Annotated in this window: 14 protein-coding genes; 6 read left to right on the top strand and 8 right to left on the bottom strand. The window is 71.0% G+C overall.

Features of this window, described 5'->3' with window-relative positions; genetic code table 11:
- Positions 1-151: 151 nt before the first annotated feature.
- Entirely contained in the window at positions 152-937 is a 786-nt protein-coding gene (locus Q9R33_RS02770) for an alpha/beta hydrolase (protein ID WP_311292796.1), read from the top strand.
- A gap of 151 nt (positions 938-1,088) precedes the next feature.
- Here the strand turns inward: Q9R33_RS02770 and Q9R33_RS02775 are convergent, their stop codons facing one another.
- Together Q9R33_RS02775 and Q9R33_RS02780 are read right to left on the bottom strand one after the other, a co-directional pair.
- Complete coding sequence (locus tag Q9R33_RS02775) at positions 1,089-2,279, bottom strand: glycosyltransferase (RefSeq protein ID WP_311292797.1); 1,191 nt, start codon at positions 2,277-2,279, stop codon at positions 1,089-1,091.
- A gap of 339 nt (positions 2,280-2,618) precedes the next feature.
- A complete protein-coding gene (locus tag Q9R33_RS02780; protein ID WP_311292798.1) occupies positions 2,619-3,104 on the bottom strand; it encodes a MarR family transcriptional regulator in 486 nt (161 codons plus the stop codon).
- A 95-nt stretch (positions 3,105-3,199) separates the two neighbouring features.
- Here Q9R33_RS02780 and Q9R33_RS02785 point away from each other — a divergent pair, with 95 nt between their 5' ends.
- Positions 3,200-3,775 carry an NADPH-dependent F420 reductase gene (locus tag Q9R33_RS02785; protein ID WP_311292799.1) on the top strand — a complete coding sequence of 192 codons (576 nt, stop codon included), beginning with the start codon at positions 3,200-3,202 and terminating at the stop codon, positions 3,773-3,775.
- Positions 3,776-3,811: 36 nt separating this feature from the next.
- Here Q9R33_RS02785 and Q9R33_RS02790 read toward each other — a convergent pair whose 3' ends face one another.
- The 3 genes from Q9R33_RS02790 to Q9R33_RS02800 form a co-directional block, all read right to left on the bottom strand.
- Entirely contained in the window at positions 3,812-4,909 is a 1,098-nt protein-coding gene (locus tag Q9R33_RS02790; RefSeq protein WP_310248940.1) for an ABC transporter permease, read from the bottom strand.
- Entirely contained in the window at positions 4,906-5,934 is a 1,029-nt protein-coding gene (locus Q9R33_RS02795) for an ABC transporter ATP-binding protein (protein ID WP_311292886.1), read from the bottom strand. The genes Q9R33_RS02790 and Q9R33_RS02795 overlap by 4 nt, the downstream gene beginning before the upstream one ends.
- Positions 5,935-6,030: 96 nt before the next feature.
- Positions 6,031-7,041, bottom strand: a complete 1,011-nt coding sequence (locus Q9R33_RS02800; protein WP_310248938.1) for a glycerophosphodiester phosphodiesterase family protein — start codon at positions 7,039-7,041, stop codon at positions 6,031-6,033.
- 155 nt (positions 7,042-7,196) lie between these two features.
- Between Q9R33_RS02800 and Q9R33_RS02805 the strand changes: the two genes are divergently transcribed.
- A complete protein-coding gene (locus tag Q9R33_RS02805) occupies positions 7,197-8,114 on the top strand; it encodes a Bax inhibitor-1/YccA family protein (RefSeq protein ID WP_310249038.1) in 918 nt (305 codons plus the stop codon).
- 98 nt (positions 8,115-8,212) lie between these two features.
- Positions 8,213-8,641 (top strand): hypothetical protein, encoded by a 429-nt coding sequence (locus Q9R33_RS02810; protein ID WP_311292800.1) that lies wholly within the window; start codon positions 8,213-8,215, stop codon positions 8,639-8,641.
- A gap of 104 nt (positions 8,642-8,745) precedes the next feature.
- Here the strand turns inward: Q9R33_RS02810 and Q9R33_RS02815 are convergent, their stop codons facing one another.
- Positions 8,746-11,868 carry a S8 family serine peptidase gene (locus Q9R33_RS02815; protein WP_311292801.1) on the bottom strand — a complete coding sequence of 1,041 codons (3,123 nt, stop codon included), beginning with the start codon at positions 11,866-11,868 and terminating at the stop codon, positions 8,746-8,748.
- A 264-nt stretch (positions 11,869-12,132) separates the two neighbouring features.
- Here Q9R33_RS02815 and Q9R33_RS02820 point away from each other — a divergent pair, with 264 nt between their 5' ends.
- Together Q9R33_RS02820 and ligD are read left to right on the top strand one after the other, a co-directional pair.
- The gene (locus tag Q9R33_RS02820; protein WP_056371101.1) at positions 12,133-12,471 is read left to right on the top strand and encodes a helix-turn-helix domain-containing protein; all 339 of its coding nucleotides are present in this window, start codon (positions 12,133-12,135) and stop codon (positions 12,469-12,471) included.
- A gap of 46 nt (positions 12,472-12,517) precedes the next feature.
- A complete protein-coding gene (gene ligD / locus Q9R33_RS02825; protein WP_311292802.1) occupies positions 12,518-13,765 on the top strand; it encodes a non-homologous end-joining DNA ligase in 1,248 nt (415 codons plus the stop codon).
- Positions 13,766-13,790: 25 nt separating this feature from the next.
- Here ligD and Q9R33_RS02830 read toward each other — a convergent pair whose 3' ends face one another.
- On the bottom strand, positions 13,791-14,393 hold the full coding sequence (locus tag Q9R33_RS02830; protein WP_056371105.1) for a ClpP family protease: 603 nt from the start codon (positions 14,391-14,393) through the stop codon (positions 13,791-13,793).
- Entirely contained in the window at positions 14,390-15,019 is a 630-nt protein-coding gene (locus Q9R33_RS02835) for an ATP-dependent Clp protease proteolytic subunit (protein ID WP_311292803.1), read from the bottom strand. The genes Q9R33_RS02830 and Q9R33_RS02835 overlap by 4 nt, the downstream gene beginning before the upstream one ends.
- Positions 15,020-15,122 lie beyond the last annotated feature (103 nt).

A 15,122-nucleotide genomic window follows, 5' to 3' on the forward strand; every position in this document is an offset into this window, starting at 1 on the left:
GCGAGAGATCGCGACGGCGAGGCCGCGCACGGGCCCGTCGAGCTCATCGAGGTGCCGATCCGGTTCCTCGCGATCCGGTCGCGCTGAATCGGACGGGCGGCGGATGCTGCGCCCCTGTCGCATGTCGGACGCCGGTGGTTGGCTGGCGCCCATGAAGATCGTGACCTCTGCCGACGGAACCCCCATCGCCTACGACGAGAGCGGTGACGGACCGACCGTCGTGATCGTGAACGGCGCCATGTCGACGGCCGCCGATGCGGCGGGACTCGCGACGGCCCTGGCGGATGCCGGCTTCCGGGCGATCACGTGGGACCGCCGCGCGCGCGGCTCGAGCGGAGACGCGCGCGACTCCACGCCCGAGCAAGAGGTCGAAGACCTGGCCGCGGTGATCGACGGGGTCGGGGGCGATGCGGCCGTGCTCGGGCACTCGTCGGGCGCGGTGCTGGCGCTGTTCGCCGCATCCCGCGGGGTTCCGGTGCAGGCGCTGTTCCTGTCGGAGCCGCCGCTGCGGTTCGGCGTCGACGAGCCGGCCGACGACCTCGCCGAGCGCCTGCAGGCCCTCGTCGACGACGGCCGCGCCGACGAGGCGATCGTGACCTTCCAGCTCGAGGGCGTCGGCCTGCCGCGCGAGATGGTCGAGCAGATCCGGGCGAGCGACCAGTTCGCCGCGCTCGTCCGGCTCGCGCAGTCCACGGTGTACGACACCAACCTCGTGCGCGTCGCGTCGACGCCGAGCGCAGAGACGCTCTCGGTCTCGGCCCCGGTCACCGTGCTGCGCGGAGCCCAGACCTTTCCGCTGCTGATCACCGCCGCCGACCGCCTGGCCGACGAGATCGACGGGGCCGAGCTCGTCGTCGTCCCCGAGTCGGTCATGCACCGCCCCGACCCGGGTGCGACGGCGCGTGTCCTGGCCGAGCGCCTCCTTCCCGGGCGTTGAGCGAGCGAGCCTCACCGTGTCGCGGGCGCCGCCTCCCGGTCGTTGAGCGAGCGAGGGACGCGGTCGTTGAGCGAGCGTGCGAGTCGAAACGCAGAGGCCAAACGCCCCGAGCGCGGCGCAGACGTCGACCCCGCCCCGCACGCCACGACCGTCAGGCCGCGAGGCGGCGCCGCTCGGCCAGGCTCTCGATCGCCAGGCGGTACTCGTCGATCATCCGGCCGCGCGACAGGCTCGGACGGGCGGCGAGCGCGGCATCGCGGTAGCTCGCCCGATCGTGCAGCACGGCCTCCCAGGCGGCGGCGATGGCGTCGGGATCGCGCGGTGTCACGAGCCCGAACCCTTCGACGCTCTGCGCCGCGTCGCCGACGTCGGTGGTGACCGGCGTCGCGCCCGACGCCGCCCCCTCGAGCAGGCACAGCGGCGATGCTTCCCCGAACGCACTCGTGAGCGCGACGATGTCGGCGATCCGGTACAGCGCCGGCATGTCGCCGCGGATGCCCAGGGCGTGCACGCGATCTGCGGGGGCCGCAGCATCCATCATCAGCGAAGCGAAGCCCGCGTTGTCATGGGTCATGCCCGCGCCGCACAGCACGTAGTGCGCATCCGGCCGCGCTGCGGCGTGGCGCGCGGCCGCGCGGAGGAACAGCCCCGGGTCCTTCATCGCATCGAACCGGGCGGCGAGGAGTACCACGGGAGCATCGAGCGGGATGCCGATGCTTGCGCGCAGCGCGATGCACTCGAAGTCGTCGGCGGCCGGACCGAACACGTCGATGTCGATGCCGTTCGGCACGACCCGACGATCGAGGCCGAACGGCAGGTGCTGTGCGTAGGCCTCGTCGGTCGAGCGCGCGCATGAGGTCGTGGCGGTGAGGAGCCCGGTCTCGGCCGCCTCGCGGAGCCATCCGAGCGCCGGTCCGGAGTGGGTCGGATCCGAGCGGTGGAGGCAGGCGGCGACGGGTACCGACGGCATCAGCCCGTGGGCGCGCAACGCCAGCAGCAGACCGAGCGGCTGCTCCTTGAGCGAGAGCACGACATCCGCCTGCGAGATCGCCTCGGCGGCGCGGTGCAGGTCGAGCTCGCGGAACGAGGACGGATCCATCGGATCCGCGCCGGCCGTGCCGCCCAGCGCAGTGATCTCGACGCCCGCCGCGGCGAGGCGCCGGTAGCGAGGGTCGTCGTGGGCGAACTGGACGGTGGCGTCCCGGCGCGCCTGCGCCGACAGCGACAGCACCGCATGGGCCTGGCCGCCACCGGCGTGGAGCCCGGCGACGACGTCGGAGTGAAGGATCCTCGCCCCGCCGGCGAAGAAGCCTTCGTACAGGGACAGCACGCGAAGGGTCATGTGGCACCTCTCGGGGGGAGGGACGACGGACGGATCGGATGCCGGAAACCTTCGTTCCGGCCGGTCACTGTCGGCGCCGGTGCCGGTCGATCCATCGTCGGGGCCGCGCGCCTCGATGTCGATGAACAGCCGGGGTGCATCGGGTGAACGCTCGACGCACGCGGGGTCTTCGAGTTGCGCGTCTGTGCGCTCCCCTCGTCCATATCGCGTGCTCTCACCGAGATCACGAGATCCGAACGCGAATAACGCGTGCTCTCGGTGAGAGCACGCGATGTGAACGCTCGCGGCGGCGGCCCGGCGCAGCGCGGCGCCCCAGCGCGGCGCCCCAGCGCGGGCGGGTCAGCGCGGGCGGCTCGCCGCCATCCGGCCGTCGGGGTCGAGCCGGGCGAGCACGGCGGCGGTGATCTCCCGCAGCTGCTCCGCCTGCTCGGGCGTGATCACGTCGAGCAGCAGGGAGCGCACGGTCTCGACATGGCCCGGGGTCGCCTGGAGCACCTTGCGGCGGCCGTCCGCGGTGATGACGGCGTCGGTCGCGCGTGCGTCGGAGGCGTTGCGCTCCCGTCGCACGAGGCCGCGCGCCTCGAGCCGCGAGATCACGTGCGAAAGGCGCGGGAGCGTCGCATTCGTCATCGACGCGAGCTCCTTCATCTGGAGGCGGTGGTCGTCGGCGTTCGACAGCATCGACAGCGCGAAGTAGTCGAAGTGCGTGAGGTCCTCGTCACGCAGGAGCTGGGCGTCGAGTTCGCGTGGGAGCAGTTCGAGGAGTGCGGCGAACGGCACCCAGGTGTCTTGCTCGTCGCCCGTGTAGAACCGCGGCCTGTTCATTCTCCGATTCTAGGAATACTTGTGGCGACAAGCGAGTTGTCCTCCCTCAGATGCTTGAAGCTACAAGCAATTCGTCCGACAGGAGAAGAACAGCCATGACCACGATCACGATCTTCGGTAACGGCAACATGGGCCAGGCCATCAGCGGTGTGCTCGCCCGCGGCGGCGCCGACATCCAGCACATCGGCAGCGCCGACACCGGCGCCACCGTGAACGGCGACATCGTCGTGCTCGCTGTGCCCTACCCGGCGCTCGCGCAGATCGCCACCGCCTACGGCCCGCAGCTCGCCGGCAAGACGGTCGTCGACATCACGAACCCGCTCGATTTCTCGACCTTCGACGCCCTCGTCGTGCCCGCCGGCAGCTCGGCGGCCGCGGAACTGCAGTCCGCGCTCCCCGAGGCGAAGGTACTCAAGGCCTTCAACACCAACTTCGCGGCGACGCTCGTGAGCGGGCGCGAGGGCGACGCCACCACCACGGTGCTCGTCGCGGGCGACGACGCCGACGCCAAGGCCGGCCTCATCGCCGCCGTCACCGCGGGCGGGCTCGTGGCCGTCGACGCCGGCACACTGTCCCGCGCCCACGAGCTCGAGTCGATCGGCTTCCTCCAGCTGACCCTCGCCGTGGGCGAGCAGATCGGCTGGACCGGCGGCCTCGCGCTCGTGCGCTGACCCCAGCCCAGCGAAGCGAGGGCCCGACACCCGCTCCTACGCGATGCGCGTCCCCGCCGGCAGACGGCCGGCGGGGGTGCGCGTCCGCGCCCACGCCCACCACATCAGACCCGCCGCGAGCAGCAGCTGCAGCGTCATGCCGACGAACCAGCTCGGCGTCGACTGGTCGACGACCTCCGCCGGCGTGCGCTGGTCGCCCTGCGACCCGGGCGTGCAGTCGTCCCAGCGCTGCTCGAGCTCGGGCGGCTGCTGAGCCGCCCGCACGCCGAACTTGATCTGGCCGAACAGGTCGTTCGGGTTGCCGTACTCGTCGTACTGCGTCGGCGTCGCGTCGGCGAGGATCACGAACGGATTCGCGGCGAGCAGCCACCACACCTGGTCGAACCGCGGGACTTCGTGCGTCGACGTCTCCCACTCACCGCACCGCACCTCGATGTCGTCGTCACAGGGATTCTCGTCGCTGGGCGTCTCGCCGGGCAGACACGGGTAGCCGTCACCCGTGTATTGGTCGTACTCGATCGAGCGGAAGTGGCTCGTCACCTCGGACCGCATCGTCATGCCGACGAGCGCGAACGCGATGAGCGTGCCGACGACGAGCGCCGCGACCACGAGGTACGTCGTCGCGACCGAGAACAGCGGACGCGACAGGATGCCGCTGAGCGCCACCCCGATGGCCGAGATGATGCCGACCTCGAAGACGAGCACCAGCAGCGACACCGTGATCGTCGCCGGCGCTCCCCCGCCCCCGAGCGTCGCAAGCACGAGGAACGGCACCGACACCGCGACGAACGCGAGGCCCGTGACCCAGGCGGCGAGGAACTTGCCGATCAGGATCTCGAGGGTGCTCGCCAGTGTGACCTGAACGGGTGCGAGGGTCGCGGCGTCCCGGTCGCCGTTGATCGCGTTGCCGCTCAGCGTGGGCGAGACGAGCACCACCAGCAGCAGCGTGATGTAGACGATCGTGGAGTAGATCGCGCCGCCCGGCCGGTACGCCGACCCCCACGCGAGGAACGACAGCCCGGTCACGATCGCGAGCAGCACGGCGAAGACGCCGAGCAGCACGTACCAGGCGATGCTGCGGGTGCGCTGCGTCAGCTCGAGGCCGACGATGGTGCCGAGTCGCTGACCGCTCACGACGTCGCCTCGCTCTCGTCCTCGCCCGGTGCCGGGGGCTCGGATGGCGGTGGGGCTTGGGGCGGTCGTCCGTCACCGAGGTCGAGGAAGGTGCGCTCGAGTGCGCCCTGCGCCGCCGCGAACTCCACCACGTCGAGTCCGGCGCCGACGAGGTCGCGCAGCGCCCCGGCCGCGGCGTCCTCCGATTCGAACGACACCGTGACGTCGCGGCGGTCGACACCGAGGCTCTCGACCGGGATCCGCAGTGCGCCCGCCACCTGCTCGACGGCGACGGATGCCTCGGCCCCCGCCAGCCGCACCCGCCAGGGGCGCGCACGGCGCGAGGCCGCCTCGACGCGGGCGGGGTCGACGGTCACGCCGGCCATGAGGAAGACGGCGTCGTCGACGACCTCCTCGAGCTCGGACAGGATGTGGCTCGACACCAGCACGGTGCGCCCCTCGGCGGCGAACCGCCGCAGCAGCAGCCGCAGGTCGATGCGGGCCTGCGGGTCCAGACCCGAGGCCGGCTCGTCGAGCAGCAGCACGCGGGGGTCGTGCACGAGGGCTCTCGCGAGTCCGAGGCGCTGCTTCTGCCCGCGGGACAGCACACGGGCGGGGGCGTCGGCGAGGTCGACCAGGCCGACTTCGCCCAGCAGGGCGTCGGCGCGCACGGATGCCTCGGCCCGCGGCATCCCGTACAGCCTCGCCGTGACCGCCAGCGTCTCGCGGGACGTGAGCGAGTTCCAGGCGCCGAGCGCGTCGGGCATCCAGCCGAGCAGCGCCCGGGCCGCCTGCGGGTCGGTGACGGGGTCGACGCCGTCGATGCGGATCGAGCCGGCGTCGGGCGCCAGCAGGGACGCGAGCATCAGCAGGAGCGTGGTCTTGCCCGAGCCGTTCGGGCCGACGAGACCGGTGACCCGGCCGGCGTGAGCCCTCAGCGTGACGTTGCGGACGGCCTGCACCTCGCCGAACGCGCGACGCACGCCCTGCACGACGATGCCGGGCTCGGCGGGGATTCCGGGGGCCTGAGGGGCCGGACTCGGCATGCTCACGCGCCCCACCCTAGCGACCCGGCGCCGGCCCGCCACGCCTTGAAGAGACTTCGAGTGTCAAGACACGCTCCACCTGAACCGGCGACGAGTTCAGGCGCGGAAGAACTCCACGCCGAGGTCGGGGTGGTCGACGAAGACGCCGTCGACGCCGGCCTCGCGGATGACCGCCCACTCGGACTCCCAGTCGCCGAACGCGGCCGGGCCGCCGCGCGTGCGGAACTGTCCGATCAGGAACCGGTTCTCGGGACGGCACGTCCACGTGAACACGCGCAGCCCGCGGTCGTGCGCGTCGGCGACGACGCGCGACGGGCCGGCGGTGCGACCGAGCCGGTCGGGGCGGAGGATGGCGCGCTTGTCGACGCTGATCCCGTCCACGCGCCCGGCGAGCCCGTCGAGCCCCTCGGGCGCGGCGGTCTGCCGGTACGTCAACGACGCCTTGCCGTGTGCGCTGAACAGGTCGAACGGGCGCCCCGCGTCTTCCAGCAGATACACGTAGGACCCGCGGATGCCGCGTTCCTGGAGCGCGAACAGCACCGTCGACTCGAACGACTCGATGGTGAGCGGCAGCTCGCCCGACGCCCAGCCCGCCTCGCGGAGCTCGGCGTCGACGAGCGCGGCGACATCCCACCCGATCGACGCGAAGTACGTCGCGTGCTTGATCTCGAGCACGACGCCGATCTCGCGGCCGAACTCGAGCGAGGCGTCGCGCGCCGCGTCGAGCACGTCGCGCAGCCGCAGCACCGGCTGCTCGTCGTCGAAGCTCGCGCTCGTGGGCCGCACGTCCGAGATCCGTTCGCGGCAGCGCAGGGTCGACAGCTCGTCCCACGTGAAGTCCTCGGTGAACCAGCCGGTCAGCTCGGCGCCGTCCACGTACTTCGTCGCGTGACGGTCGGCGAACTCGGGGCGGGTCGCCACGTCGGTCGTCCCCGAGATCTCGTTCTCGTGGCGCACGACGAGCACGCCGTCCTTCGACACCACGACATCCGGTTCGACCGCGTCGACGCCCATCTCGAAGGCCAGCGCGTACGACGAGCGCGAGTGCTCGGGCCGATAGCCCGGCGCACCGCGGTGTCCGATCACGAGGGGATGACGACGGGGCACCGCTTCAGCGTAACCACGAGCGCCCGAGGGACCGGGGGCGCGCCAGCCGTTCATAGTCCTCTCACAGCACGAACCCGTGCCCGGTCACGGCCCGTCGGATAGTGTTGATCAACAGCATCGTGCTGGGATTCCCTTGACATTGGAGTGTGAGAGCAGTGGCCCTCAACAACCCCGCGTTCAACAACCCGGCCTTCCAGGACCCGAAGGCCGTTCAGACCTACCCCGGCGGTTCGCAGGCGGCGAACCTGGGCGGGCAGACGCAGTTCGCGACGGCGCAGCGTGCCGGAACGGATGCTGCGGCCCAGGCGCAGCTCGAAGGCATGTACGCGGCACCGTCCGCAGGTGCCGTCGAGACCGGCCGCATGTCGTACGAAGACACCATCTGGAAGACCGTCGGCCTCTTCGCCATCCTCCTCGTCACCGCGGCCGTCGGCTGGGTGTGGACGATGGCGGGCGTCACGCCGGCCAACCCGAACCCGTCGATCCTCCCCTGGATGATCGGTGCGCTCGGCGGCTTCGTGCTGTCGCTCGTGGTGATCTTCACGTCGCGCAAGAAGATCCGCCCGGCGCTGATCTTCGGCTACGCCGCGTTCGAGGGTCTCTTCGTCGGCGCGATCTCGGCCTTCTTCGAGTTCCTGTGGCCCGGCATCGTCGTGCAGGCGACCCTCGCCACCTTCGCCGTCGTCGGCGTCACCCTCGCGCTGTTCGCGAGCGGCAAGATCCGCGCGTCGAAGCGGGCCACCAAGGTCTTCATGATCGCGATGATCGGCTACCTGGTGTTCTCGCTGATCAACATCGGCCTGATGCTCTTCAACGTCCCGATCGCCGGTGGCGCGTTCGGCCTGCTGAGCGAGAAGTTCATGGGGATCCCGCTCGGCGTCATCATCGGAGTGCTCGTCGTCATCATGGCGGCGTACTCGCTCGTGCTCGACTTCGACAGCATCCAGCAGGGCGTGCGCAACGGCGCTCCCCGTCAGTTCGGCTGGCTCGGCGCGTTCGGCATCATGGTGACCGTCGTCTGGCTGTACCTCGAGATCCTGCGCATCCTCGCGATCGCGCGCGGCAGCAACTGACGCCCCGCGCTTCGCTTTCGAACGGCCGCCCGGTTCTCCGGGCGGCCGTTCTGTTCCGCCGGCGTCACGCCTAGGCTGAAGCCGATTCGAGGAGTGGCATGGCCAGACGTCGTACGGCCTTCGGCGCGGGGGCGCTGCTGCTCGTCTGCCTCACCGGATGCGGAGGAGCCCCCATGACCGAGCCCACGCCGTTCGAGCCGGCCCCCTCCCAGCCGACACCGACGCGCACGCCCTTCCAGGCGACCACCCGCGGCCCGATCGCACCGACAGGAGAACCCGTCGCGGTGCCGGCCGCGCGCTGGGACGCGATCGTCGCCGACCTCGCCGAGCGCGGCGTCACCGGGACACCCGAGCTCGTCTCGGCCCACGCCGTCACGTGGAACAACGGCGCCCTCGGCTGCCCGTCCCCGGGCGTCTCCTACACGCAGGCGATCGTCGACGGCATGCGGGTCGTTGTCGAGGTCGACGGCACGACCTACGACTACCGGTTCGGCACGACAGACTCACCCAAACTCTGCACCCGCTGAACCGGAAACGGATGCTGCGCGCCTGGGCGGCAGCATCCGTTCCCGGTTCACGCGACGAGGTGGCGCCCCGCCCTGCGACGGGACGCCACCTCGTGTCGCGCGGCTTACTTGGCCTTCACCAGAAGCGCTTCGCCCGGTCCCGCCGCATTGTCCATCACGACGACCATGACACCGAGCGGCTTCTGCGCACTGAAGGCGGCGGCGTTCACGGTGACCGGCACGTCGACGGTGCCGCCGACGGCGACCGACTCGAACTGCCCGTTCGTCAACGCGGGCGCCCACGGGTCGTAGGTCGCCATGCCGTCGATCGCGTCCGAGCCGTCATTGACCGACGAGAAGCTCTCCACGGTGTAGCTGAACGCTCCCGACGTGATGCCGAGGTCGCTCGCGAGCACGGGCAGCAGGATCGTGCTGCTGTCGGTGGGGGCCGCGGCGTTGAACCCGGCCGCGAACACCTCACCCGTCGCGATCTCGTACTCGAACACCTGCGAGATGCCGTTGGCGTCTCCTGCGGTCACGAGGCCACCGTCGGCCGAGAACACGATCCAGTCGGGCTCGCCGTCGCCGTTCGTGTCGATGACGACGTCGAACTCGTTCGCCGCCGCGTTGGACCAGCGGTTGTGCGTGTTCACGGCGAAGACGAGCAGCTGGTCGCCGCTGTCGTCCCAGGGGAACGACTGCACGCCGGCGGCCCTGAGGTCGTAGCCCGTGTCGGTGAACGACTTGGGCGCGTCCTTCTTGTCTTCGAGGCCCCACGTGTAGAAGTCCGCGTCGCCCGCGAAGGCGCCCCGGTTGTTCTTCAGGGTGAGCGAGACGTCGCCGTCGACCGGAGTGTTCTTCTTCGTCACCTTGAGATCGCCCGACGCCGACACATCAGTCGTGGCGCGCGGCACCAGCAGGTACGGGACCCGCAGCGTGTCGCTCGCCGACGTCAGCACGACGTCGCCTGAGAACTCGGAGAAGGCGAACCCGCCCGCACCGGAACTGCCCACCGCCGTTGCCGGAGCGGTGAGATCGACGGTGATCTTCTCGGAGCGACCGGGCTTCACCGTGACCTGAGCCGGGCCCGCCGTGACCGTCGCGGCCTCCGACTGGGCGGATGCCTCCGTGCTGACGCTGTACGTCACCGGCTCGCTGCCGTGGTTCGTCAGCGTCACCGTCTTCTTGCCCTGGAAGGTCTTGGCGGTCTCCTGGAAGCCGAAGCTGAGCGCGGTCTCGCGCAGCTTGCCGTCGTCCGTCCGGAACGAGTCGCCCGTCGCGGTGACCTGCTGCGACACCGCCTGCGCGGCGTCGACCAGGCCGACGCCGCCGCGGACCAGGTTCTGGCCCACGACCTTGTCGGGGTCGGCGGTCGACACGAGCACCGACGCGACCTCCGCTGCCGTCCAGGCCGGGTGCGCCTCGACGGCGAGCGCCGCGACACCTGCCACGTGCGGCGCGGCCATCGACGTTCCCGAGATGGTCGCCGGGCCGTTGCCGGTGCCCACGCCGGTCGAGACGATCGAGACACCCGGTGCCGCGACATCCACGCCCAGGGCGCTGTCACCGCTGCGGGGTCCGCTCGAGCTGAACGACGCGTAGCCGCGGAATCCGGGGTTGTCGAGCGGGGCGGGCGCGACGGTCGCCGGCTTGTTCGTGACGAAGGTCGCGCCGTCGGACGAGCGGACGCCGAGGAACGGGATGGTGACCGTGTAGTCGTCGCCGTTGTCGGGGTTCTCGGTGATCTCGCCCTCGAACGGCGGGTAGTCGTTCGAGGTGTTGACCATGACGGCAGCCGCTGCGCCGGCCTGCTGCGCGAAGATCGCCTTCGCGACGCGGGCGCAGACACCGCGGGTCGACACCGCGAGCTGGTTGCCGCCGACCGTGACCCCGTTGAAGTTGTACGCCGCGACCGAGCAGCCGAGCGCCTCGTTCTCGTTCGCCGTGGCGGGGTTGTCGACGAGGCGCTTGACCGTCATCGCGGGAAGCCCGGTCAGGACCGCGCCGTTCGCGTTGATGGCCGGCACCTGGACGCCGTCGACGGTGATCAGCGCACCCGGGAAGGTCGCCGTGCTGTCGACGGCCGAGACCGAGACCACGCCGTCGCCGTTGCCGGCGAGGTAGGGGCTCGGGCCCTCGTTGCCCGCGGACTTCACGACGACGACACCGGCGCCGATCGCGTTCGCCGCGGCGACCTCGTCGGGGTCGTCACCGCGGCCGAAGGGCGAGCCCAGCGACATGTTGATGACGTCCATGCCGTTGTCGACGGCCCAGTCGATGGCCGGCACGACCACGTCGGTCGAGCCGCCGCAGCCGAACACGCGGAGCGCGTAGAGGTCGGCCTGCGGCGCGACGCCCGGGCCGATCGTCCACTCGGCCGACGCCGTCGACTCGTCGTACGGCCCCTCGTAGGTGTCTCCGGCGGCGGTGACGCCGCTGCCCGCGGTGGTGCCGGCGACGTGGCTGCCGTGGCCGTTGCAGTCGAGCGGGTTGGCGTCGGGCTTCGGGACAGGGTCGTAGTCCTCCGACGCGGAGTCGGCGTTGTACGCGTCGCCGACGAAGTCCCAGCCGCCCTTCACGCGTGGCGCGTTAGGGCCGAATTGCGCCGGGTCGGCCGGCTGCGCCTCTGCCGCGTTCGCGGCGGTGTACGCCTCGGGCGTGCCGACGCCGCCGAAGTTCGCGTGCGTGTAGTCGATGCCGGTGTCGATCACCGCCACCTTGATGTTCTCGCCCGTGAATCCGGTGTTCTCCCACACCTGCGGAACCCCGAGGAAGGGCACCGACACGGCGTTGTCGAGCGTGTACGTCTTCACCGCGTGGACCGCGACCACGTTGGGCAGAGCCGCCACGGCGTCGACCTGGTCGGCGGGGATGTTCATCTGGATGCCGTTGTAGGCCGACTGCATCGTCGCCTCGATCCGGCCGTCCTTCGCCTTGATCGTGCCGACGATGGCGTCCTGGTTCTTCTTCAGAGAGCCCTTGATGGCCTTGCGCTCGGCGGCACTGAGATCGCTGCCCTTCTTCGCCTGGGCGACGGCGACCGGATCGCCGGCCATCTCGACGATGACGGTGACCCGTCCATCGGCGCCGACGCTCAGGGGACGCGCGGTCGTGCCGACCGGACCTTTCGTGTCTGATTTCTCGAAGCGCGACGACGGGTCGTGGTCGGGCGCGGCGGCCATCGCCGCAGTGGGGGTTGCAATCGCCAGCGCAAGCGCGCCGACCACCGCCAGGGAACGTCGCAACAAGGGGGAGCCTGCCTTCTCGTGTGTGTGGGAACAGCGAGGGGTACGGCGGCACGCTATGCGCGAACTCCTCAAAGATCAACAGAGCTCTCCCAGGTTGAGCAAAGCGCCCAATTCACCGCCCTCAGCCATCGGCGTTTCGTGCATCACGCACATCCGGCCACCCGACGCGCACAACGTGCACAGCACTCCGTCGAGGGGCGATCGCATTCTGCTCAGAGCGGAACCGTCTCGGCTTCAGGTGCGCTCGCGCTCTATCGTGAGCGCATGGCCGAGATCATCCCGCTGCCGACGAAGGCACCGCGTCCGTCCCGCGAGCCCGAGCCGCTCTGGCGCGACGCGCTGGGCGAGCGCTTGCGGACTCTGCGCCATGAACGCGGCGAGCGCCTCGCCGACACGGCTGACCGCGCCGGGGTCTCACCGCAGTACCTGTCCGAGATGGAGCGAGGCCTCAAGGAGCCGTCGAGCGAGATGATCGCCGCCGTCGCCGGTGCCCTCGAGGTGACGCTGATCGAGCTGACCGCGGGCGTCGTCGACGACCTCCGCTCGCGCGCGACCGAGCGGGCGGCGGTCGGATGCCGCGCCACCTACTCCCTCGCCGCGTGACTTCTCTCCTCTGGTCGATGTCCTGGGCCGTCGCTAGCCTGGCCGAGTGACGCCCGCGAAGTCGGAAGCCGAGATCCTCGAGATCGACGGGCACGAGGTGCGCATCTCGAGCCCGACGAAGATCGTGTTCCCCGAGCCGGGGATCACCAAGCTCGACGTCGTCCGCTACTACCTCGCGGTCGCCGACGGCGCGCTCCGCGGCGCGGGCGGCCGCCCCATGGTGCTCAAGCGGTTCCCGCGGGGCATCGACCAGGAGCCGTTCTTCCAGAAGCGCGTCCCCGAGAACCACCCCGAGTTCATCGACACGGCGACTCTGCAGTACGCGCGCGGGACGTCTGCCGAAGAGGCGGTGATCCGGGATGCTGCGGGCCTCGCGTGGGTCGTCAACCTCGGGTGTCTCGACCTGAACCCGCATCCCGTCCGCGCCGAAGACCTCGACCACCCCGACGAGCTGCGCATCGACCTCGACCCGATGCCGGGTGTCGACTGGTCGCAGATCGTCGACGTCGCCTTCGTCGCCCGCGAGGTGCTGGATGACGTCGGACTCGTCGGCTGGCCGAAGACCAGCGGCTCGCGCGGCATGCACATCCTCGTCCGCATCGCTGCGCACTGGGACTACAAGCAGGTGCGCCTGGCCGCCGAGACCCTCGCCCGCGAGGTCGAGAACCGCGCACCCGGACTCGCGACCGCCCGATGGTGGAAGGAGGAGCGCGGCGAGAGCGTGTTCGTCGACTTCAACCAGAACGCGAAAGACCGCACCGTGGCATCCGCGTACTCGATCCGCCCGCTGCCCGACGCACGCGTCTCCACCCCGCTCGACTGGGACGAGGTGCGCGAGCGGCGTCCGGCCGAGTTCACGGTGCTCACCGTGCCCGGCCGCTACGCCCAGATCGGCGACCCCCACGTCGGCATCGACGACGCGGTCGGCACCCTCGATGGGCTGCTCCGGCTGGCCGAGGAACTCGGACCAGCCGAGAAGCCGCCGCGCGGCGGCGACGGATCGGGCCGGCGGCAGTCGACGATGCCGCTCATCGAGATCGCGCGGACGAAGACCAAGCCCGAGGCGGTCCAGGCCCTCGACGCGTGGAAGAGCACGCACCCGGCCGTGGTGGAGCAGCTGCATCCCGCCGACGTGCTCATCGACGGCATGCGCGGCTCGAGCTCGCTCTGGTATCGCGTTCGCGTCAATCTCCAGCACGTGCCCGAGGCCGACCGGCCGCCCCAGGAGGAGCTTCTCGCCGACTACGACCCGTGGGAGGGCAAGACCTGGCCCGGCCCGCTCCTCGACCGCTGATCCCGGGCGCCAGAGCGACCTCCGCTCAGCGAACGGGGGCCGCTGCCCGTGCAAGGACGGCGTCGGCGAGGCCGTAGACGACCGCGTCGGCGGCGGTGAAGACGCGGTCGCGGTCGGTGTCGGCACGCAGCTTCGCAGCATCCTGCCCCGTATGCCTCGCGAGGATCTCCTCCACCTCGCCGCGGACGCGCACGAGCTCGTCGGCCTGCAGGATCAGGTCGGGGATCGCGCCCCTCCCCTGGCCCGCCGGCTGATGCAGCACGATGCGCGCGTGCGGCAGCACCGAGCGCTTCCCCGCCGCGCCGGCGGCGAGCATCACGGCGCCGACGCCGATCGCCTGTCCCACGACGGTCGTTGCGACGTCGGGTCGGACGTGCTGCATCGTGTCGTACACCGCGAGCATCGCCGAGGGATCGCCGCCCTCGCAGTTGATGTAGAGCTGGATGTCGCGGTCAGGACTGTCGGCGTCGAGGTGCAGCAGCTGCGCGATGAGCGCGTTCGCCACGCCCGCGTCGATGCCGGTGCCGAGGTACACGACGCGCTCGGCGAGCAGGTGCGAGTACACGTCCATGATGCGATCGCCGCGCGGATGCTGCGCAACCACGTTGGGGATCGTGTACGAGCTCATGCCGCCACCTCCGCTGGCCCGAGTCCGAGTCCTGCGGGCCGTCGCCGCCGGGGCACCACCTGTGCGAACGAATCGACGATCCCGTCGATGAAGCCGTAGTCCCGCGCCTCGGCGGCGGTGTACCAGCGGTCGTGCAGCGAGTCCTCGAAGATGCGCTCGACGCTCTGTCCGGTGTCTGCCGCGATGAGGCCGAGCACGGTGTCGCGCATGTGGCGCAGGTCGTCGGCCTGCACCTCGACCTCGACGGCCGACCCGCCGATACCCGCCGAGCCCTGGTGCATGAGGATGCGCGCGTGCGGCAGCGCGCGGCGCTTGCCCCGCGCTCCCGCCGACAGCAGGAACTGCCCCGCACTGCACGCGAGGCCGAGCGCGAGAGTCGCGACGTCGTTGGGGATGAGGTTCATGACGTCGCGGATCGCGAGCATCGAGGGCACCGATCCGCCGGGTGAGTGGATCCAGAGGGCGATATCGGATGCCTCGTCCTCAGCCGCGAGCGCCAGCAGCTGCGTCGCGATCAGGGTGCCGTTGTCGTCGTCGAGCGGGCCGTCGAGCACGAGCACGCGCTGGTGGAACAGCTCGCGTCGCGCCTCGGTCCCGAAGTGGGGAACCCGGATGTCTTCAGCCATGCCCCCAGCCTGCGCGCCCGCCGAGGGCGCAGCATCCGTTTCCGCTCCCGGCGGCTCTGCCCACGGCGGAGCGGGCCGGCGCAGGCCGTGGCGCGGTTGCGCC

The sequence above is a fragment of the Microbacterium sp. PRC9 genome (assembly GCF_031844125.1).
Classification (GTDB): Bacteria; Actinomycetota; Actinomycetes; order Actinomycetales; family Microbacteriaceae; genus Microbacterium.